The following is a 20625-nucleotide window of genomic DNA, read 5'->3' as shown; positions in this document are numbered from 1 at the left end:
GATGTCTCCTAAATTGACTCGGATTACTTTTTCATCGCCGCGCTTTGCGGATTCAGGTTCGTCAGACGGCCGCTTTCCGTACCGGCGGCTTCGTCGATGACGGCATTGATGAGCGTCGGCTTGCCCGAAGCGATCGACGCCTCGAGTGCCTTGGTCAGTTCTTCCGGCGTGGTGACGTGATAGCCGATGCCGCCGAAGGCTTCGATCATCTTGTCGTAGCGTGCGTCCTTCACGAACACGGTCGGGGCCACGTCCTTGCCGCCCGTCGGGTTCACGTCGGTGCCGCGGTAGACGCCGTTGTTATTGAAGATGACGGTGGTGACCGGCAGCTCGTAACGGCAAATCGTCTCGAGCTCCATGCCGCTGAAACCGAACGCGCTGTCGCCTTCAATCGCCACGACAGGCAGGCCGCTCGTCACGGCCGCGCCGATGGCGAAGCCCATGCCGATGCCCATCACGCCCCACGTACCCGAGTCGAAGCGCTTGCGCGGCTGGTACTGGTCGATGATGCTGCGTGCGTAGTCGAGCGTGTTCGCGCCTTCGTTCACCAGGTTGATGTCCGGGTGCTTCTTGAGCACGTCGCGAATGGCACCCAGCGCGCTGTGGAAATTCATCGGCGACGGGTTCTGCGCCAGGGTGGCCGCCATCTTCGCGAGGTTCTTGTTCTTGCGCTCGGCAATCGCGCCCGTCCACTCGGACGAAGGCTTCGGGAAGCTGGCGTCGATGCCGCCGAGCAGCGCCGAGACGCACGAACCGATGTCGCCGATCACCGGCGCGGCGATCGCCACGTTGCTGTCGATTTCCGTCGGCGAGATGTCGATCTGCACGAACTTCTTCGGCGCCGAGCCCCAGGTCTTGCCCTTGCCGTGCGCAAGCAGCCAGTTCAGGCGGGCGCCGATCAGCACGACGACGTCGGCCTCTTGCAGCACGAACGAGCGCGCGGCGGCAGCCGATTGCTCGTGCGTGTCCGGCAGCAGGCCCTTGGCCATCGACATCGGCAGGTACGGAATGCCGGTCTTCTCGATCAGCGCGCGGATGTCGGCGTCGGCCTGCGCGTACGAAGCGCCCTTGCCCAACAGGATCAGCGGACGCTTGGCACCCTTGATCACGTCGAGTGCGCGTGCCACGGCATCCGGTGCCGGGATCTGGCGCGGTGCGGCGTCGATCACGCGAATGAGCGATTCCTTGGCCTTCTTGGCGTCGATGGTCTGGGCCAGCAGCTTGGCCGGCAGATCCAGATACACGCCGCCCGGACGGCCGGACACGGCAGCGCGAATGGCGCGGGCCAGGCCCACGCCGATGTCTTCGGCGTGCAGCACGCGGTAGGCCGCCTTGCAATACGGCTTGGCCGCATTGAGCTGATCCATTTCCTCGTAGTCGCCCTGTTGCAGGTCGACGATTTCGCGCTCGCTCGAACCGCTGATGAGAATCATCGGGAAGCAGTTCGTCGTGGCGTTGGCGAGTGCCGTCAGGCCATTCAAAAAGCCCGGTGCGGACACCGTCAGGCAGATACCCGGCTTCTGCGTCATGTAGCCGGCGATGGCCGCGGCGTGGCCCGCATGCTGTTCGTGGCGGAAGCCGATGAAGCGCATGCCTTCGGCTTGTGCAAGACGTGCAAGGTCCGTGATGGGAATGCCCACCAGACCGAAGATGGTGTCGATGTCGTTCGCTTTGAGAGCATCGATGACCAGATGGAAGCCATCGGTCGTTTCTGCCTCGGACACGATGTTCGCGTGTCGGCTACTGTCTTTGAGCGTGTCGCCCGCGGTGTCGTTTTCCGCCTTGCCGACTGGCACGGTCATCGCAATGGACATAATTCTCTCCTCCAATTTTTCCGGTTTCAGTGTTGCGTCGTCTTGTCTGACGATTAGTGGGTGTTCCTGTACAGCTTCTCTACTTGCTCATCCGGTCGTGCAACCGGGCCCGGGAGGACCCGGATTGCACGCCGGTCAAACATTTCGCTAATCCATTCAGCCAGGCTGCTTCTCGGTGCCTTGCTTACGTGGTGCTGCGGCTCAGGTCCGCGGGCTTCACGATCGTCTCGCCGGATTGCTCCCGGTAGTCGTTGGCGTAACGCTGTGCCAGACGAGCCCGCATCGGCTTGAGGACGAACAGGGCGAGGAAGGCGGCAAAGGCGTTCATGGCGCAAGCAATCATGAACACGGCCTGCCAGCTCCCGGTCGACGAGGTGATGATGCTCGAGAAGGGCACCAGCAATGCGGCGGTCCCCTTCGCCGTGTACAGCATCCCCGCGTTGGTCGCGGCGTACTTCGAGCCATACGTGTCGGCGCACGTTGCCGGGAACAGGCTGTAGATTTCGCCCCAGGCAAAGAACACCAGGCCGGTCAGGATCACGAAGGCCACCGGGTGCTGGCCGAACTTCGCCAGCGCGTAGATCCCCGCGGCTTCCATCGCGAATGCGATGAACATCGTGTTTTCACGACCGATCTTGTCCGAGATCCAGCCGAACACCGGACGCGTCACCCCGTTGAGCACACGGTCGATAGCCAGTGCGAAGGTGAGTGCGGGCAGCGTGAGGCCGAGAATCGACACCGGCGCCTGATCCAGACCGTAGTCCTTGGCGATCGGGCCGAGTTGGGCCGTCGCCATCAGACCGCCGGCAGCCATCAGCACGAACATCAGGTACATCATCCAGAACACGGGCGAGCGCATGACTTCCGTCGGCTTGGCGTTGTAGCGCATGGCGCCCGGAGCCAGCTTCTTGAGCGCTTCGATCGATGCCGGCGGGTTGGCGAGCGCCAGACCAAGCACCAGCACGATGATCCCCTGCCCCAGACCGAAGGTCAGGAACGTGTTCTCATAGCCGCTCGACTTGATCATGTTGGCGATCGGTACCACGGTCAGCGCCGAACCTGCACCGAAACCGGCAGCCGTCAGGCCCGCGGCAAGACCGCGACGATCCGGGAACCACTTCAGCGCGTTGCCCACGCAGGTGCCATACACCGCACCGGCGCCGACACCGCCGACCGCCGCCGCGAAATACAGCATCGGCAGCGACGACGCATAGGCGTTCAAGACCCATGCCACGCCGCACAGCAAACCGCCGCCCACCACGACCGGGCGCGGACCGAACTTGTCGACCAGATACCCTTCGATCGGCACGAGCCAGGTTTCGGTCACGACGAAAATCGTGAATGCCACCTGAATGGCCGTGCGGCCCCAGTGATACTTCTCGTCGATCGGGTTGACGAACAGCGTCCACCCGTACTGCAAGTTGGCGATCATCGCCATGCAAATCACGCCGAACACGAGCTGAACCCAAGGGCTCGCGAACACGGATTGCTTACCGTGTTGATTAGTCGTCTCCACTTGTACCTCCTCCATCGGTTTCCAGTTGTTTGGCAGCTTCACAACAACAACACCTTCCGGATGGGGTCTGTGCCCCCTGGGTATGCTTTACGAGGTCTTTGCCTCGTCGACTTGTCTCTGATGCCTACGGGAGTCCATTGCGTTTTCCCGTAAATATACCGAACGAAATATACGATATATCAGATATAAGTCAACACTAATTTATTGCTGTCCTCGTTTTTCCCCTCGCGTGCCGAAGTCGTTTTCGTCCATTGCATCGACAACAACTCCGGCACGCGAGGCACTGTTCTAAGTGGCGGCTAGATACAGTAACGCCACTGTAGGACGAAGCGCCGCAACAACGCAATGCGAAAACACTAAGGAGTTAACCCGATCCCAGGGGCTTGTCCAACAAGGCGCTCCGCCCTTTTACATCGGGCTCCTTGGCAATTTTTAAAACGAGCACAAGACGATATTTTTGATAGTTTATTTCACAAGAACACGAACGACCCGTGGCCTCCCGTTGTCTGTAACACACCGTAATAATTCACTCATTCGACGCCTGACACGAATCCGTGCCCGCATTTCATTGCCGTTGGGCTCACAGATCGACTGCCCCGATTTTCGGCCATCTGCGGGGAAACCATGAGGGCAATTCGCCCGCGAATGCTTGGCGCTACCCGCTATGTGATATACGATATACAACATTTGGTATTAGTAGAAATTAGAACAACAAAACGGCCCATACCAGGCCCAGGTTTCGATTGACCTTTGGAGGGAGAGACTTCATGAAGATTTGCATCTATGGCGCCGGCGCCATCGGCGGCTATCTGGGCGTGCAACTCGCGCGTGCCGGAGCCGAAGTCAGTCTGGTTGCACGTGGCCCGCATCTGGCGGCCATGCGCGAGAACGGACTCAAGCTGCTGATCGATGGCGAAGAGCGCGTCGCCCAGTTGCGATGCACGGACGACCCGCGAGAACTGGGCCCGCAGGACTACGTGATCATCGCCCTCAAGGCGCACTCGGTACCGTCCGTCCTCGACGCGATGCAACCGTTGCTCGGCCCGGACACCGCCGTGGTCACCGCCGTCAATGGCATCCCCTATTGGTATTTCTACAAGCACGGCGGCGCGCTCGAAGGCACGACGCTCGAGAGCATCGATCCGGGTGGCCGCCAATGGCGCGAGCTTGGCCCGGAGCGCGCGATCGGCTGCGTCGTCTATCCGGCAACGGAAGTCGTCGCACCCGGTGTGATTCAGCACGTGTACGGCACGAAGTTCCCGCTGGGTGAAGCCAGTGGTGAGCGTACCGAGCGCGTGGAGAAGCTCTCGCAAATGATGGCCGCCGGCGGACTCGATGCGCCGATTCGCGACAACATCCGTGACGAGATCTGGCTCAAGCTCTGGGGCAATCTCTGCTTCAATCCGATTTCCGCCCTCACACACGGCACGCTGGACATCATCGCCAGCGATCCGGGCACGCGCGCCGTGGCCAAGGCCATGATGCTCGAAGCCAAGGCGATTGGCGACAAGTTCGGCGTGCATTTCCGGGTCGACGTGGAGCGGCGCATCAACGGCGCCGGCGCTGTAGGCGCGCACAAGACGTCGATGCTCCAGGACCTCGAGCGCGGTCGCGCCATGGAAATCGATCCGCTCGTGTCCGTCGTGCAGGAGATGGGGCGACTGGCGAACGTGCCGACACCGACGCTCGACGTCGTACTCGCCCTGATCAAGCAGCGCGAATTCATGACGCAACCGGATGCGGTCGCCGCCGCGCAGGAACGTCTTGCCGCCAAAGCCGCCTGAGCATGATCCAGGGCAGCCGACGCGCGTTGCTTTAATGAAACAGTCGCGGGCGGGGCACCGATCGTGTCCCGCTTGCACGATCTCCCTATATATATAGGCAGCACGATGGACGCGAACGGCGTGGGATGCGTTGCCGGGTGCCCACGCCGTTGCCCGCAATTGCCCATAGGTGCCGCCGCCGGGTCCCGGTCGCGGCCGATTTTTTGCCCGACCGATAGCCCAGCGCCACACAATCGGCCCATCGTCGACGCGGGCGGACGCGAACAAGAAGTGGGACGCCACGATGTGGCTTCGCGGCAACGCAATAACGTACGTTTGCACCACCCCGGACGTTTCGCCTCGCATGAAGGAAACCGCGCGCGAGCGCCGCGTCCCGAAATTTGCACCAACGCAAGCCGGACGGACATCCAAGGAGGTTAGCTGCCATTATCGAGTCACTGATGACTATCGGAAAAAGAGACAAATTTGGACGGCAAGAACGTCCGGTGACCTGAAGAACGTCCCGAAAAATGATGAATTTTGATATTCGGTATGTGGTATATCTTGAGACTTGTTGCGTTGCGACATACAATGCAAAGCAAGTTCTCCCCCACATTGGCTTACCGTTCAACGTTCATCAGGAGCTTCATCATGTTGGTCACTGTACTTACTCTGCTTGCCTTGGCTTCCGCCCTCGCCGCCGGTGTTGCGATGGTTCACCTCTACGTCGCGCTGCCGGCCTCGATGCTCGAAAAGGCCGAAACCAACGGTCGTTTCGCGTACCTGCCGGAAACCACGCAGGCAAACGAATCGGGTAAACTCGTCACGAAGCCGGCAACCATCGTGGGGCAGCAAGCATTGCGCCTCTGAAGGGGCCGTAATACCTAGGAGACTATTGCATGTCCCTGATCACCCCAACTCCGGCACGCGTGACTCCGCTCGTGCTGGAGCCGATCGACACGACCACGAGCTTTCGCAATCAGGCATATGCGCTGCTGAAAAAAGCGATCGCCGATGCCGATATCTATAACCAGAAAGAAGAAATTCGCCTGGATGAGCGTCAGCTCATCCAGGTGCTCGGCGTTTCGCGCACACCGATTCGCGAAGCCATGACGTTGCTGGAGCAGGAAGGCTTTCTCCGCACGGTCCCGCGACGCGGCATCTTCATCATCCGCAAGACCAAACGCGAAATCGTCGAAATGATCCAGATGTGGGCAGCCCTGGAGGGCATGTCCGCGCGGCTCGCCACGCTGAACGCGAGCGACGAGGAGATCGCCAAGCTGCGCCATCTCTTCGACGAGTTCGTGAACGCACCGCCGACCGACCACATTGAAGAGTATTCGGACGCGAACATCGACTTCCACCAGGCGCTGATCAATCTCGGCGGTTCGCAGGCCATCGCCAATACGATCAAGAACCTGTTCATTCACGTGCGCGCCATTCGCAAGGTGACGATTGCACAGAATGACCGGGCCGCCCGCTCCATTGTCGACCACCTGAAAATCATCACGGCGCTCGAGAAGCGGGACACCGAACTGGCTGAGAAGCTCGCACGCGATCACACGCTGGGGCTGGCCGCGTTCGTCGAAGAGCACTGCGACTTCCTCGAGTAATGCTGCCGACGTACGCCGCCAGGCTTCCGGCGACGTCCGTTCGACAAAAGGCCGGCGACATGCACATGTCGCCGGCCTTTTCCTTTTCCTTTTCCTTTTCCTTTTCCTTTTCCTTTTCCTTTTCCTTTTCCTTTTCCTTTTCCGTCTCCTTTTCGTTCCCGACGTCCGTCCTCGGCCTTCTCGCCGCTGCGCCTGCGCTTGTCCCCCGCCCCTGCCCGGCATCCCGCCTGTCCACTCCCGCGTTTCCCGAACTGCGGTAGCCGGCGCGGCACCCTCACCCGGCACATATGCATGGCGACGCCGAATTACGGGTAAACGATCCCGCCAAAGCCGGTCCGAATCTATTGCACGTATACCGTATATCATATATCGTGTTTCACATACTGACGCTTCGGCACCGGTACCAAGAGTTGACGAAGTAAGCAACGGGCGAGAGACCGAACCCGTGCGGCATATGGTGGGGGCTATGTGCCGCACGCTCGTCCGGCGCCGCGCTGATCGCTAGACCCGAGCAGCGTCGCCGGATGTGACCATTGGGTCTCTCGCCCCGGGGCAGGACAAGAACAGATAACCCAACACCCTAGGGCGCACCGTTCCCCACGGCGTGCCAAACAGGAGACATCAGCCATGCGCGAGGCTTTTTCCGTCGCGACGGTACAAGCGATTCTGGACGCCCATGCAGCTCAGGAAGGCCCCCTTCTGCCGATCCTCCATGACGTTCAGGAAGCTTTCGGCTTCGTTCCCCCCGATGCCGTGCCCGTCATTGCCAACGCCCTGAACCTGTCCCGCGCCGAAGTGCATGGCGTGATCACGTTCTATCACCACTTCCGCACCAGCCCGCCGCCGCGCCACGTCGTGCAGATTTGCCGCGCCGAGGCGTGCCAGAGCATGGGGGCCGACGCCCTGGTCGCGCACGCCGAACGCGTGCTCGGCTGCGCGATGCACGGCCACAGCGGCGATGTTGCGCTCGAGCCTGTGTTCTGCCTGGGCCAGTGCGCCACGTCGCCGGCCATCACGATCGACGACAAGCTGCACGCGCGCGTCACTCCCGAGAAATTCGACCGTCTGGTCGCCCGCGCCAAGGATGCTGTATGAGCCAAGCCACCCGTTCCGCCAAGGCCCCGGTGCGCCTTTATCTCCCGCGTGACTCCGCCGCCCTCGCACTAGGCGCCGACGAAGTCGCCGACGCCATCCGTGCGCAGGCCGCCAAGCGCGGCATCGAGATCGAACTCGTGCGCAACGGCACGCGCGGCATGCTCTGGCTCGAACCGTTGCTCGAAGTCGAGACGCCGGCCGGACGCGTTGCCTACGGTCCGGTGGAAGTCGATGACGTCGCCGGCCTGTTCGACGCCAACGCCACCGCCGGCGGCGATAATCCGCTCGCGCTGGGTCTGACCGAAGCGATTCCCTATCTCAAGAAGCAGGAACGCCTGACGTTCGCCCGCGTGGGCGTGACCGATCCGGTTTCTGTCGACGACTACGTCGCCCACGACGGCTACAAGGGACTGCGCAACGCACTCGCCATGGACGGCGCGGCCATCGTCGCGCAAGTCACCGAATCGGGGCTGCGCGGCCGTGGCGGCGCGGCGTTCCCGACCGGCATCAAGTGGAAGACCGTGCTCAACACGCCCGCCGACCAGAAGTACATCGTCTGCAATGCGGACGAAGGCGACTCGGGCACGTTCGCCGATCGCATGCTCATGGAGGGCGACCCGCTCGTGCTCGTCGAGGGCATGACGATCGCGGGCATCGCCGTGGGCGCCACGCGCGGCTACATCTACGTGCGCAGCGAGTATCCGCATTCCATCGAAGTGCTCAACGAGGCGATTGCCAATGCCGTGAGCGCGGGTTACCTCGGCGAGAACATCCTGGGCTCGGGCCAGACCTTCCATCTCGAAGTTCGCAAGGCCGCAGGCGCGTACGTCTGCGGCGAGGAAACGGCGCTGCTCGAGAGCCTGGAAGGCAAGCGCGGCGTGGTTCGCGCCAAGCCGCCGCTGCCCGCCATCGAGGGGCTGTTCGGTCGACCGACGGTCATCAACAACGTGATCTCGCTCGCGTCGGTGCCGATCATCATGGATCGCGGCGCCGAGTTCTACAAAAACTTCGGCATGGGACGCTCGCGCGGCACGCTGCCGATTCAGCTCGCCGGCAACGTCAAGTACGGTGGCCTCATCGAAAAGGCCTTCGGCGTGACGCTGCGCGAGATCCTTTACGACTACGGCGGCGGCGCCATCACCGGGCGCCCGCTGCGCGCTGTCCAGGTCGGAGGCCCGCTCGGCTCCTACCTGCCGGAATCGCAATGGGACACGCCGCTCGACTATGAAGCGTTCGCGGCGCTGTGGGCGGTGCTCGGACACGGCGGCATCGTGGCCCACGACGACACCGTGGACCTGGCCAAACTCGCCCGTTACGCGATGGAGTTCTGCACCATCGAATCGTGCGGCAAGTGCACGCCGTGCCGCATCGGCTCGACACGCGGCGTCGAAGTGATGGACCGGATCATCGACGGACGCGACCGCCCGAAACAAATCAAGTTGCTGCGCGACCTGTGCGACACCATGCTCGCCGGTTCGCTGTGCGCAATGGGCGGTATGACGCCCTACCCCGTGCTGTCCGCGCTGAACCATTTCCCGGAAGACTTCGGCGCGGCCGAACCGTCGAATCTGCCGACCAAGGCCGCCTAGGAGACCGCCCATCATGATGGACCCGATGTTTGAGAAGGATTACGGCACCCCGCGCCGCGAATCGACGCAGGAAGTCACGCTGGAGATCGACGGCGAGCAGGTCACCGTGCCCGCCGGCACCTCGATCATGCGTGCCGCCGCCGAAGGCGGCGTCAACGTTCCGAAGCTGTGCGCCACCGACTCGCTCGAGCCGTTCGGCTCGTGCCGCCTGTGCCTCGTGGAAATCGAAGGCCGCCGCGGCTTCCCCGCGTCGTGCACCACGCCGGTCGAGCCCGGAATGAAGGTGCGCACGCAATCGCCGAAGCTCCAGGAATTGCGCAAGGGCGTGATGGAGCTGTACATCTCCGATCACCCGCTCGACTGTCTGACCTGCGCGGCCAACGGCGATTGCGAACTGCAGGACATGGCCGGCGTGACAGGCCTGCGCGAGGTGCGCTACGGCTTCGACGGCGCCAATCACTTCGACAGCGAGAAGGACGAGTCGAACCCCTACTTCACTTACGACGCCTCCAAGTGCATCGTCTGCAACCGCTGCGTGCGGGCCTGCGAAGAGACCCAGGGCACCTTCGCCCTGACAATCTCGGGTCGTGGCTTCGAAGCGCGCGTGTCGGCGGGTCAGGACCAGCCGTTCATGGAGTCGGAGTGCGTGTCGTGCGGCGCGTGCGTGGCCGCCTGCCCGACCGCCACACTCCAGGAAAAGTCCGTCATTCATCTCGGCCAGGCCGAGCACGCCAAGATCACGACCTGCGCCTATTGCGGCGTGGGCTGCTCGTTCAAGGCAGAAATGAAGGGCAATGAGGTCGTGCGCATGGTGCCGCACAAGGACGGTCAGGCCAATGAGGGCCACGCCTGCGTGAAAGGCCGCTTCGCCTGGGGCTACGCCACGCACAAGGACCGCATTCTCACGCCCAAGATTCGCAAGAAGATCACCGATCCGTGGCAGGAAGTGTCGTGGGACGAGGCACTCGACTACGCGGCGTCCGAATTCAAGCGCATTCAGGCCAAGTACGGCCGCGACTCCATCGGCGGCCTGGTGTCCTCGCGCTGCACGAACGAGGAGGACTACCTCGTGCAGAAGCTGGTGCGCGCGGCGTTCGGCAACAACAACGTCGACACCTGCGCACGCGTTTGTCACTCGCCCACCGGCTATGGCCTGAAGGCCACGTTGGGCGAATCGGCCGGTACGCAGACATTCAAGTCCGTGGAGCATTCGGACGTGATCCTCGTGATGGGTGCGAACCCGACGGATGGTCACCCGGTATTCGGTTCGCGCATGAAGAAGCGTCTGCGTCAGGGCGCCAAGCTGATCGTGATCGACCCGCGTCGCATCGATCTGGTTCAAAGCCCGCACATCAAGGCCGACTACCATCTGCAACTGCGCCCCGGCACCAACGTGGCGATGATCAATGCCCTGGCGCACGTGATCGTCACTGAAGGACTCATGGCCGACGAGTTCATCGCCGAACGCTGCGAAGATCGCGCATTCAATCAGTGGCGTGACTTCATTGCGCGCGCCGAGAATTCGCCCGAAGCCACCGAAGCGCATACCGGCGTGCCCGCGCATCTCGTGCGCGGCGCCGCACGCCTTTACGCCACCGGCGGCAACGCGGCGATCTACTACGGCCTCGGTGTGACCGAGCACGCGCAGGGGTCGACGACCGTGATCGGCATCGCCAACCTGGCCATGGCCACGGGTAACATCGGCCGCGAAGGCGTGGGCGTGAATCCGTTGCGCGGCCAGAACAACGTGCAGGGCTCGTGCGACATGGGCGCCTTCCCGCACGAATTGCCGGGCTATCGTCACGTGTCGGATTCGACCGCGCGGGCGCTGTTCGAGGCCGAATGGGGCGTCGAGCTGCAAGCCGAGCCGGGGCTGCGGATTCCGAACATGTTCGACGCCGCGCTCGCGGGCACCTTCATGGGCCTGTACTGCCAGGGCGAGGACATCGTGCAGTCCGACCCGAACACGCAACACGTCACGCACGCGCTCGAGCACATGGAGTGCATCGTCGTTCAGGACATCTTCCTGAACGAAACCGCCAAGTATGCGCACGTACTGCTGCCGGGCTCGTCGTTCCTCGAGAAGGACGGCACGTTCACCAACGCCGAGCGCCGCATCTCGCGCGTGCGTCAGGTCATGCCGCCTCGCGCCGGTTACGCCGACTGGGAAGTGACGATTCAGCTCGCCAAGCGCCTGGGCTACGAGATGAACTACTCGCACCCGTCGGAGATCATGGACGAGATCGCTCGCCTTACCCCCACGTTCACCGGCGTGAGCTACGAAAAGCTCGATCGCGTGGGCAGCGTCCAGTGGCCTTGCAACGAGAACGCGCCCGACGGCACACCCGTCATGCACATCGACGAGTTCGTGCGCGGCAAGGGCAAGTTCCTGATCACGCAGTACGTGCCGACCGACGAGAAAGTGACCAAGCGGTTCCCGTTGATCCTCACGACCGGCCGCATCCTGTCGCAGTACAACGTGGGGGCACAGACCCGCCGCACGGCCAACAACCACTGGCACGACGAGGACCGACTCGAGATCCATCCGCACGATGCCGAGGAGCGCGGCGTGAAGGACGGTGACTGGGTCGGGATCCAGAGCCGGGCGGGCGAGACGGTACTGCGCGCCGTGGTGAGCGACCGCATGCAGCCGGGCGTGGTGTACACGACGTTCCACTTCCCGGAATCGGGGGCGAACGTCATTACCACCGACAACTCCGACTGGGCGACGAATTGCCCCGAGTACAAGGTCACGGCGGTGCAGGTCTCGCCGGTAGCGCAGCCGTCGGAGTGGCAGCGCCAGTATTCGGACTTCAATCGCCAGCAGGAAGCGTTCCACGATCATGCGGTCGCGGCGGCGCAGGCCAGTACCAACTGAGGCGAGGGCCCGCCCGGCAGGAGGATGCCGGGCGGCGCGCGGACATGGACAATCCGCGTCCAATGCCGGCTGACGAAAGCGCCGGCGAGCCTCGCCGTCTATTGCCACCGACGGTGCGGCGGACGCGAGATTGGCCATCGGCCGCGTCGCGACGCACAGCACAAGCAACACCTGCCGGCATTGGCCGGTTCGCACCACTCGAACAGAGAACGATTTCAGGGGACAGAAACATCATGGACACCGACAACCTGGTCAAGATGGCCAATCAGATCGGGGACTTTTTCGAGACGATGCCCGATCGCACCGAAGCGCTCGAGAACATCGCCGGGCACCTGCGGCGCTTCTGGGCACCGCGCATGCGCATGACGATTCTCGAACACCTCGAAGCCACCGACGGTCACGGGATGCGTGAAATCGTCGTGGCCGCGATCAACGCGCATCGCGCCGAGCTTTGGCCGCGCGGCTGATGCCGACATCGAGACGGACTCGCAAAAGCCGGGCGGCGGGCGACGGCTCGCGCGCTCGTCGCGCCTGAGGCATCCGATGCACCCGATTCAACCGATTTGGCCAATGCAACCGCTGCACCGGGCACTCCGGTTGCGGTAGGTGCCCTACGCGCCCAGCTTGATCAGAATCGCACCGCCCACGACGAGGCCGCATGCCACGACGCGACGGGCGTTGAGCTTTTCACGCAGGAACAACCAGCCCAGCAAGACCGCGAAGATCGCGCTCGATTCGCGCAACGCCGAGACCACACCCATCGGCAGGTATTGCAGCGCGAACACCACCATGCCGTAGGCGCACTGCGCCACGACACCCGCCCCGAGCGCTTCGCTCACCCGGCGCGGCGGCGCGAGCCACATGCCTCGCCATCCGCCCCGCAATCGCCAGACCGCCCCGACGAGTGGCACGCTCGCGAACAGATACGCCCACGCGATATAGCCGAAGCCGTTGCCGCTCGACAGACGCACACCGAATCCGTCGATGATCGTGTAGGTCGCGATGAACACGCCCGTGAGCAGGGCCGCCGGCACGCTGTCGCCCGAGAAGCGACGGCCGCGCAACGCCAGCGAGAGAATGCCCGAACAAATGCAGGCGATGCCCGCCACCGCCATCCAGGTCGGCCATTCCCCCGCGAGCAGCAGCGCCGCCCCCGAGATGAGCAGCGGCGAGATGCCGCGCGCGATCGGGTAGATCTGCCCGAACTCGCCGACCCGATACGCCCGGATCAGCGCCGCCGTGTAGGCCACCTGCGCGCACGCCGAGAGCACGATGAGCGGCCACACCTGCATCGGGGGCATGGGCAGCCAGCAGATGCCCACCACCGCCGCGATCAACTGGGGCACCGCCATCATGCCCACCTGCCAGAGACGATCGGGACTTGCGTGGAGAAATGCGTTCCAGGTGGCATGCATGAGTGCCGAGAGCAGCACCAGCAGCACGACGGGCGAAGTGGTCATGTCGATGGGAGGTGGCGGGAGCGTGTCGGAAAACGCGCGGCGGCGTAGCGCTCCGGCACGGGGGAAAACGGCCATTGTCGCAGCAGCCAAATTTTCGACATAGAGCCAACAGGGCGGATTCCCACGGAGCCAGACACCCGTGGAGGCCAGGGCACGCAAAAGTTGTCCACACCCTTTGTGGATAACCCACTGGATAACCTGCCACCACCTTTCCGGATGCCCCGTGAACAGGGGCTGTCAAGAGCCTTGCTCAAAAAACGATCAGCACTGGAACAAATATTAGGCTTGACGGTCTGCCCCCTCCCTGCTCAAGCGCCCTCCCCCTGGCTTGCCGACATATCGGCCTCCTGCTTAAGCATTCGGGACCGTTTTGTCGGACGCGGACGAGGCCGCGGGCCGCGATCCGCCGGCCGGCGACTGCGGCACGGCGCGCAATGCGGCAACGACCTGACTTTGGCCGAGCACGGCGTCCGGCGCCTGCTGCAATGCCAGACGATAGCGCTCGCCAAACTCGGCGTCGGCGTTGCGGAACAGCTTCGCGGCTTCGTCGGCGAGCGCGATGCCCGCGTCCGCAACGGGCGGCGTCTGCTCCATCCACTCGTCGATCGCGACGATCAGGCGTGAGAGCGGATCGAGCCAGCGGAACCACGGATCTTCCGTGAGCAACTGCACGAAACGCCCCGTCGGCACCGGTCCGAATACTGCTTCGTATTGCTGACGATCGTTGTCGATGAGCACCTTGTGTTGTGCAAGCAGCGCGCCGCGAAGCGTCTTCATCGCGGCAATCTGGGCGGCATCGGCCGGGAGGGTATCAATCGGTTCGGTCATCTCTCGCCCCTGGAGCGTCAGAAAGGTTAGGAAACGGAATTGGAAAGCGTCTTACACGCAGTTTAGGACTTAGCCCATAGCCAAGCGCCGTCAGGATCACGATACTACACGGGTCTCGCACACACCTCGCGAGGCCAGGCTTTCACTTCCCCGTGGGAGGCCTGCTTCCTCAGCCCGCCGACCCGGCGGGTTTTTTTTGCGCCTCGTCCACGCAAACGGCCCGGCGCCGCCATCCGCCTCATCCGGTCATGCCGATTCGTTTATCATCGGCACCGCCCTCACTCCGCTTATCGCCATGTCCACTGTCCTACGTATGCAAACCGTCGGTGTCATGGGTTCCGGCAAACAGCCGTGGATCGAGCTCGCCGCACCACTGGGCCGCGCCCTCGCGCTGGCCGGTTGTCACTTGCTGACCGGCGGCGGCCGGGGCGTGATGACGAGTGTGAGCGAAGCCTTCTGCGCGGTGCCGCAGCGCGCCGGACGCAGCATCGGCGTCGTGCCGACCGAGCCCACGGGCGACGACGGCACGTACCGGCCATTGCCCGGCTATCCGAATCCGTTCGTCGAAATTCCCATCGTGAGCCCGTTGCCACGCCATCAAACCGATGCGCCTGCGGGTACCCTCTCGCGCAATCACATCAACGTGCTCTCGAGCGACGTCATCGTCGCACTCCCGGGCGCGCACGGCACCCGCGACGAGGTCGGGCTCGCCGTTCGCTTCGGAAAACCCGTGATTCTCTTCGGGGATAACGCGCACTTCGCGGACATGCCGGCAATGCTCGTGCGAACGATGTCGCTCGATGCCGTGATGGCGTTTGTCAGAACGGCACGGTGAGCTTCGCGTCGATCGACTGGAAGCGGTAGGACCACCCGGGTGGGCCGGCCGACGAGGGCATCCATGGAGCGTTCAGGCGCTGCATGACCGACAGGTCGAGCTTCGACGTGCCAAGGTAGTGCGTGTGGCTCAGGCCCACCTCGGCGTAGCTGTCGTACGTGTGGATCGCGTTCGGATCCTCGGTGCGGCTGCGGTTGTAACGCAACTCGATCCCGGTCGTGCCATTGGAGGTGACATCGAACGCACGGCGCACGCGCCATTGCAACGTCTGCGTCTGTGTAGTGCCGGCGGCGATCTGGTCGGTGGCCGCATTGGTCGAGCCCCGGATCCCGACAGTCCAGTCCGAGTCGAGCGGCACGGAATAATTGGCCGTCAGATCGCGGTTCATGGCGTCGCGACGCGCGTTCTGCAAATCCTGACTCACCGTGGTATTGAACTGTCCGTACATGCCTAGCGGGTTTTTCATCAGCAGGTTCGCGGTGCCCTGCATCTTGCCCGTGGTGGTCATGCCGCTGTTGTTCACGCCGACGTTGAACTTGTAGGGCTGCTCGTTGAGCACCTGCAAACCGACAGCACCCTCCCCGCTCGTGCGACTGCGCGTCACGATCAACGGCAATTGCTCGTCGCGCACCACGAGTCCGCGACGCATGAGCATGCGGATGTTGCGGTTCGCGAGGCTCTCGTGGCGCGGCATGCCGCGCCAGCACGACGCGCGCGCGAGAAATGCGTTCGGCGGCGCGACGTCGGGCAGCGGTGCCGGCTCGGCCGCCGCCGCGGGAGCCGAAGCGGCGTCGATGTCCACGGCGGAAATCGCGGTACCGTCGGCACTCAACTCCGGCGCGACGGCGAAATCCGCGGCCGGCAGCGGTGGCGACGCCGGTATGGCCTGCGCGCCGCCATCCGCGAGCGCGGCGCCCGCGCCAACTTGCGCGTCCGCTGACGACGCATCGGCGGCCGATGCTGCCGACGCGGGTTGCGGCGCTTGGGCTATCGCATCCGCCGGCGCCGCGGAAGGGGCCGAAGACGTCGACCGGGAGGAAGCGGAAGCAGGTGTGCCCGTGGCGTCGGAGGTGGTGGAAGTGGTGGAAGCGGCGGCACGCGACGCCGCCTCGCGATCGACCGTGGCGGCGACGGCACCCGGGTCGGCGCCTGCGAACAGGGCAATCGGATCGGTGGCGGCGCCCGGGTCCGGTGTCACCGGCTCGGGTGGCGGCGGGGGCGGCACGAGATACTGAGGCGACAGGCCGCGATCCCACAATCCGTAGGACACGGCATTCCGCTCAGTGAAACACGGCGGATTGGGATCCGAAAACAAGGATTGTGCGTGCGCGCCCACCGGGAGTCCGGCAACCAGGCACGCGGCCAGCAGGAGGCGACTCCGCACGACCGGCTTTACCGACATTCGACACCTGAAAATCCCGCCCCACGCTGGCGCCGTCCCTCGGCGTTGTGCACCGGTTCCGACACGAGAGGCGATATAGCAACAAGCCGGTATTTTACGTCGATCGCCTATCGCCCCGCCAGCCAGAAAACATCAGAAATCGCCGGGAACTCTTTCTCCATATTGCCACTCATATCGCGTGACTTCCCCTGTAGTGATTTTTGCCCGCCCCGCGCGGGCATTTTTATTAAAAAAGCCCGGGAAATGATTCCCGGGCAATGGTCGATCGTCATGGAGGGACGATCGAGGGGGGCCGACGGGTGCCTCGCCAAGGTCGCGCGGCACCGAAATCTTCGGGACGTCGCCCGGCGCGGCTTACTTCTTCTTGCCGCCCTTGCTGCCGCCCGCCAGATACCGCTCGTTGTACTCATCCATGAGTTTGCGCACCGTCGCGCCGATCTGGATGTAGTCGGGCTCGTTCAGGTTGGCAAGCGACACGCGGCCCGACGGGTGGAGTGTGCCGAAGCCTCTCCCGGGCAGCAGTACCACGCCACTTTCCTTGGCGAGGCGGAACAGCACCTCCGACGGATCGATCGTCTTCATGAACCAATCGACGAAGCCCTTGCTGTAGATCTTCGTGCCCAATACCTCGAGATCGAGAATGTTGTAGTAGTCGACTGCGTTCGGCCCGGTCTCCTCCGTGATGCCGGCCGCGCGATACATCACGGCCTTGCGCCGGCGGATGATGCGCTTGACGGCGTGCTTGTAGGCTTCCGGCTCGTCCATCAGGCAGAACAGCGAGAACAGCGCCATCTGCACCTGCTGCGGCGTCGACAGTCCGGCGGTGTGGTTGAGCGCCACGGCGCGGCTGTCAGCCACCAGACGGTCGATGAACTTGAGCTTTTCGGGTTCGGTCGTGATCGATGAGTAGCGGGCGTTGAGGCCCTCGCGCTGCCCCTTGGGCAGCTTGGCGATCTTGTCGTCGAGCAGATTCTTCTCGTGGGTGGCGATCGCGCCCAGGCGCCAGCCCGTCGCACCGAAATACTTTGAATACGAGTAGACGAGAATGGTGTTGTAAGGCGCGATGGCGAACAGCGAGCGGAAGTCGTCTGCAAACGTGCCGTAAACGTCGTCGGTAAGGATGATGAGATCCGGGCGCTTCTTGACGATGCCGGCCAGATGTTCGAGCGAGGCGTCGTCGAGCTTGACCGACGGCGGGTTGCTCGGATTCACCAGGAAGAATGCCTTGATCTTCGGGTCGAGCAGCTTGTCGAGCTCCTTCTTCGAGTATTGCCAGCCCAGCGCCGGATCGGCGTTCAGGTTCACCTCGTGCAACTGATAGTCCGCCAACTCCGGAATCTCGATGTACGGCGTGAAGATCGGCATGCCCAGCGCGATGGCGTCGCCCGCCTGCAGCAGATGGTTCGTCTTGAGTGTGTTGAACAGGTACGTCATGGCCGCCGTGCCGCCTTCGACCGCGAACACGTCGAAGTTGCCCACGAACGGGTGCTTGCCGACCATCTCCCGGCGCAGGTATTTCGCGGCGATCTTCTCGGTGTTGCGAAGCATGCGGTCAGGCACCGGGTAGTTGCAGCCGAGAATGCCGTGCACCATCTCCGTGAGGAAGTCTTCGACGACGAGCCCCATCTGGTCGCGGACATACGAGATCGCCTTCTCGAGAAACTTCACGCCCGGCGCGTGCTGATTCTCGCGCGCGAAGTCCAGCCAACGGGCCTCGACGCCCTTGCCCGGCGGAATGCCGCCGACGCCTTCGGGCATGTAGGTGAACTGGCGCTGCGCCTCCGACAGCGCGAACAGGCCCAGTTGGAAGAAGCCGTGACGCGGTTCGAGCGCGAGGAAATTCGGGTTGCCGCGGCCGGCGTTCAGCATCGAGCGCTGCGCGCCGTTGTCCTGCGCGAGTTCGATCAGCGTGTCCTTGAATTCGAACGGGCTGAGTTTGGCGAGTGCGTCGAGTTCCTTCGATTTCATAGCAATTTCTCCATGAACAACCAGTAACAACCGATGACGAATCCGTCGCAAGGGCCTGACGCGTGCGTCAGGCCGGGGGAAGACGACGGACGATCCGGGCGAATGTCCTCACGGCATCCGGCCTTGGGCCCGCCGCTAGGCGAGCGACACGACCAGCGGTCCGAGCAGCGTGAGCAGCACGTTGGCAATGGCATACGTAATGGCGAACGGCACCGTCGGTATGTTGCTCTCGGCTTTGTCGAGAATCTCGCCGAAGGCGGGGTTCGCACTGCGCGACCCCGACAATGCGCCGGCCAGAATGGCGACGTTGTCGTAGCGCAGCACGTAGCGCCCGAACAGGTACGTGAGCAACAGCGGCACGATGGTGACGATGACGCCGGCGATAAAGATCGACACACCGCTTTGCTGCAGCGTCTGCCACGCCTGCGCGCCGGCGGAAAGCCCCACGCAGGTCACGAACGTGGCCAGACCTAGTTCCTTGAGCAACGAACTCGCCGCGAGCGGCATGGCGCCGAACGTCGGGTGCTTGCCGCGCAGCCATCCGAACACCAGCCCCGCGAGCAGCGCCCCACCACCGCTGCCGAGCGTGAGCGGAATACCGCCGACCTTGACGACGATGTAGCCGATGAGCAAACCGACCACGATGCCGATGCCCATGTACACATAGTCGGTCTTCACGGAATAGGCCACGGGATAGCCGGCCTCCTTCGCGGCGCGTTGCACGTCGCTGTCGGCGCCGTATAGGGTCACCACGTCGCCGTGGTACACAACGGTGTCGTCGAGCACGGGCACGGGCTGTCCCATGCGCATGATCTTCGCGATGTACACGCCGTGCTTGACGTCGCGCTCGACGCCCGCCTTGAGTTCGCCCAGCGTCTTGCCGTTGCCGCCCTTTCGGGCGAACACCACCTCCTGCATGCGCAGCGCGATATCGAGGTCCTGCGACGGGCGCTGCTCGTCGCCGAGCAGGCGCCACGCGTCGGTGGCGGCCTCGCGGCGCCCGATGAGCATCACGTCGTCGCCCGCCTCGAGCACCAGATCGTCGGTCGCGATGATGATCTTGCCCTTGCGCCGCAGGCGCTCGATGGTCACGCCGTCGGTCAGCTGCTTCTCGACGTCGATCACCCGCTTGCCCGCGCCGGTCGTCACCCGATACACGCGACCGACGAGCGCCGGCAGCGAATCGACCTGATCGGCCGACAGCACGGCACGTCCGCCGGCCATCGCGAGCTCGGCCTTCTTCGCGTCTTCCTTGAGCGTTCGGCCCATGAGCCTGGGCACAAGCGACGCGCACACAATGATCGCCCCCAGGCTGCCGAAGATGTACGTCACGGCGTAGCCGATGGCCACCTCCGACTGCAGCCGCTTGACTTCGTCGACCGGCAGGCCGAGGCGCGAGATGGCATCGCCCGCCGTGCCGATGATGGCCGATTGCGTAAGTCCTCCCCCGGCCACGCCTGCGGCAAGCCCCTTGTCGAAGCCGAAGAGCTTCGCGCAGATGAGCACCGTGACGAGGCCCGACGCCGCGAGGAACACCGCCATGGCGATCTCGCGCAGCGTCTTGCGCGAGAGCGAGCTGAAGAACTGCGGGCCGCTCTCGTAGCCCACGGCGTAGATGAACAGCGCGAACATGATGCTCTTCACGCCCGCGTCCACCGAAATGCCGATCTGGGAGACGACGACGGCCACCAGCAGCGAGCCGCCAACGCCTCCCAACTGGAACGAGCCGAATTTGATCGCCCCGATGGCGTACCCGAGGGCGAGCGACAGAAAGATCGCGACCTCCGGGACATGATTGAGAATCGAATGTACTAGTTCCACCGCAGAACCTCCGTCAAGAAATGGGGGCGGCGCGCGGCGCGCC

General features: G+C 63.7%; 16 protein-coding genes. 8 read left to right on the top strand and 8 right to left on the bottom strand.

Annotated features, from left to right (window positions below; translation table 11 throughout):
• Nucleotides 1-23 precede the first annotated feature (23 nt).
• Both oxc and oxlT read right to left on the bottom strand, forming a co-directional pair.
• Nucleotides 24-1814 carry an oxalyl-CoA decarboxylase gene (gene oxc, locus W930_RS0122350; protein WP_023596921.1) on the bottom strand — a complete coding sequence of 597 codons (1791 nt, stop codon included), beginning with the start codon at nt 1812-1814 and terminating at the stop codon, nt 24-26.
• A 184-nt stretch (nt 1815-1998) separates the two neighbouring features.
• On the bottom strand, nt 1999-3345 hold the full coding sequence (gene oxlT / locus W930_RS0122345) for an oxalate/formate MFS antiporter (protein ID WP_023596922.1): 1347 nt from the start codon (nt 3343-3345) through the stop codon (nt 1999-2001).
• Nucleotides 3346-4097: 752 nt separating this feature from the next.
• Between oxlT and W930_RS0122340 the strand changes: the two genes are divergently transcribed.
• The 7 genes from W930_RS0122340 to W930_RS0122310 all read left to right on the top strand — a co-directional run bounded on the left by W930_RS0122340 (nt 4098) and on the right by W930_RS0122310 (nt 12735).
• Nucleotides 4098-5114, top strand: a complete 1017-nt coding sequence (locus W930_RS0122340) for a 2-dehydropantoate 2-reductase (RefSeq protein WP_023873587.1) — start codon at nt 4098-4100, stop codon at nt 5112-5114.
• Nucleotides 5115-5684: 570 nt separating this feature from the next.
• On the top strand, nt 5685-5963 hold the full coding sequence (locus W930_RS28520; RefSeq protein WP_141571129.1) for a hypothetical protein: 279 nt from the start codon (nt 5685-5687) through the stop codon (nt 5961-5963).
• Between the two features lie 29 nt (nt 5964-5992).
• On the top strand, nt 5993-6706 hold the full coding sequence (locus tag W930_RS0122330) for a GntR family transcriptional regulator (RefSeq protein WP_023596925.1): 714 nt from the start codon (nt 5993-5995) through the stop codon (nt 6704-6706).
• Between the two features lie 627 nt (nt 6707-7333).
• Nucleotides 7334-7801 carry a formate dehydrogenase subunit gamma gene (locus W930_RS0122325; protein WP_023596926.1) on the top strand — a complete coding sequence of 156 codons (468 nt, stop codon included), beginning with the start codon at nt 7334-7336 and terminating at the stop codon, nt 7799-7801.
• A complete protein-coding gene (locus tag W930_RS0122320) occupies nt 7798-9390 on the top strand; it encodes an NADH-quinone oxidoreductase subunit NuoF (protein ID WP_036642257.1) in 1593 nt (530 codons plus the stop codon). The genes W930_RS0122325 and W930_RS0122320 overlap by 4 nt, the downstream gene beginning before the upstream one ends.
• 13 nt (nt 9391-9403) lie before the next feature.
• Nucleotides 9404-12268: a formate dehydrogenase subunit alpha gene (fdhF, locus tag W930_RS28515; RefSeq protein ID WP_023596928.1), complete on the top strand. Its 2865-nt coding sequence runs from the start codon at nt 9404-9406 to the stop codon at nt 12266-12268.
• A gap of 233 nt (nt 12269-12501) precedes the next feature.
• Nucleotides 12502-12735: a formate dehydrogenase subunit delta gene (locus tag W930_RS0122310; protein ID WP_023596929.1), complete on the top strand. Its 234-nt coding sequence runs from the start codon at nt 12502-12504 to the stop codon at nt 12733-12735.
• A 144-nt stretch (nt 12736-12879) separates the two neighbouring features.
• Here W930_RS0122310 and W930_RS0122305 read toward each other — a convergent pair whose 3' ends face one another.
• Both W930_RS0122305 and W930_RS28510 read right to left on the bottom strand, forming a co-directional pair.
• On the bottom strand, nt 12880-13728 hold the full coding sequence (locus tag W930_RS0122305; protein WP_023873583.1) for an EamA family transporter: 849 nt from the start codon (nt 13726-13728) through the stop codon (nt 12880-12882).
• A 351-nt stretch (nt 13729-14079) separates the two neighbouring features.
• Nucleotides 14080-14556, bottom strand: a complete 477-nt coding sequence (locus W930_RS28510; protein ID WP_023596931.1) for a hypothetical protein — start codon at nt 14554-14556, stop codon at nt 14080-14082.
• 313 nt (nt 14557-14869) lie between these two features.
• Between W930_RS28510 and W930_RS0122295 the strand changes: the two genes are divergently transcribed.
• On the top strand, nt 14870-15391 hold the full coding sequence (locus tag W930_RS0122295; protein ID WP_023596932.1) for a DNA-binding protein: 522 nt from the start codon (nt 14870-14872) through the stop codon (nt 15389-15391).
• Here W930_RS0122295 and W930_RS29340 read toward each other — a convergent pair.
• The 4 genes from W930_RS29340 to aspT all read right to left on the bottom strand — a co-directional run bounded on the left by W930_RS29340 (nt 15375) and on the right by aspT (nt 20582).
• A complete protein-coding gene (locus W930_RS29340) occupies nt 15375-16661 on the bottom strand; it encodes a ShlB/FhaC/HecB family hemolysin secretion/activation protein (RefSeq protein ID WP_144347384.1) in 1287 nt (428 codons plus the stop codon). The two genes, W930_RS0122295 and W930_RS29340, sit on opposite strands and share 17 nt — an antisense overlap.
• A gap of 239 nt (nt 16662-16900) precedes the next feature.
• Nucleotides 16901-17065, bottom strand: a complete 165-nt coding sequence (locus W930_RS30530) for a hypothetical protein (protein WP_155252878.1) — start codon at nt 17063-17065, stop codon at nt 16901-16903.
• An 82-nt stretch (nt 17066-17147) separates the two neighbouring features.
• Nucleotides 17148-18761 (bottom strand): bifunctional aspartate transaminase/aspartate 4-decarboxylase, encoded by a 1614-nt coding sequence (locus W930_RS0122285; protein WP_023596934.1) that lies wholly within the window; start codon nt 18759-18761, stop codon nt 17148-17150.
• A gap of 135 nt (nt 18762-18896) precedes the next feature.
• Nucleotides 18897-20582, bottom strand: coding sequence for an aspartate-alanine antiporter (gene aspT / locus W930_RS0122280; protein ID WP_023596935.1), 1686 nt, complete (start codon nt 20580-20582; stop codon nt 18897-18899).
• Nucleotides 20583-20625 lie beyond the last annotated feature (43 nt).

The organism is Pandoraea sp. E26 (assembly GCF_000681415.1).
In the GTDB taxonomy this organism is placed as follows: domain Bacteria; phylum Pseudomonadota; class Gammaproteobacteria; order Burkholderiales; family Burkholderiaceae; genus Pandoraea; species Pandoraea pnomenusa.
This window is presented reverse-complemented; position numbering and strand designations above follow the sequence as displayed.

What these genes read in the sequence shown, in the direction of transcription:
- oxc (WP_023596921.1), bottom strand. Translation starts at nt 1,814, where the DNA reads ATGTCCATTGCGATGACCGTGCCAGTCGGCAAGGCGGAAAACGACACC.
- oxlT (WP_023596922.1), bottom strand. Translation starts at nt 3,345, where the DNA reads ATGGAGGAGGTACAAGTGGAGACGACTAATCAACACGGTAAGCAATCC.
- W930_RS0122340 (WP_023873587.1), top strand. Translation starts at nt 4,098, where the DNA reads ATGAAGATTTGCATCTATGGCGCCGGCGCCATCGGCGGCTATCTGGGC.
- W930_RS28520 (WP_141571129.1), top strand. Translation starts at nt 5,685, where the DNA reads ATGCAAAGCAAGTTCTCCCCCACATTGGCTTACCGTTCAACGTTCATC.
- W930_RS0122330 (WP_023596925.1), top strand. Translation starts at nt 5,993, where the DNA reads ATGTCCCTGATCACCCCAACTCCGGCACGCGTGACTCCGCTCGTGCTG.
- W930_RS0122325 (WP_023596926.1), top strand. Translation starts at nt 7,334, where the DNA reads ATGCGCGAGGCTTTTTCCGTCGCGACGGTACAAGCGATTCTGGACGCC.
- W930_RS0122320 (WP_036642257.1), top strand. Translation starts at nt 7,798, where the DNA reads ATGAGCCAAGCCACCCGTTCCGCCAAGGCCCCGGTGCGCCTTTATCTC.
- fdhF (WP_023596928.1), top strand. Translation starts at nt 9,404, where the DNA reads ATGATGGACCCGATGTTTGAGAAGGATTACGGCACCCCGCGCCGCGAA.
- W930_RS0122310 (WP_023596929.1), top strand. Translation starts at nt 12,502, where the DNA reads ATGGACACCGACAACCTGGTCAAGATGGCCAATCAGATCGGGGACTTT.
- W930_RS0122305 (WP_023873583.1), bottom strand. Translation starts at nt 13,728, where the DNA reads ATGACCACTTCGCCCGTCGTGCTGCTGGTGCTGCTCTCGGCACTCATG.
- W930_RS28510 (WP_023596931.1), bottom strand. Translation starts at nt 14,556, where the DNA reads ATGACCGAACCGATTGATACCCTCCCGGCCGATGCCGCCCAGATTGCC.
- W930_RS0122295 (WP_023596932.1), top strand. Translation starts at nt 14,870, where the DNA reads ATGCAAACCGTCGGTGTCATGGGTTCCGGCAAACAGCCGTGGATCGAG.
- W930_RS30530 (WP_155252878.1), bottom strand. Translation starts at nt 17,065, where the DNA reads ATGACGATCGACCATTGCCCGGGAATCATTTCCCGGGCTTTTTTAATA.
- W930_RS0122285 (WP_023596934.1), bottom strand. Translation starts at nt 18,761, where the DNA reads ATGAAATCGAAGGAACTCGACGCACTCGCCAAACTCAGCCCGTTCGAA.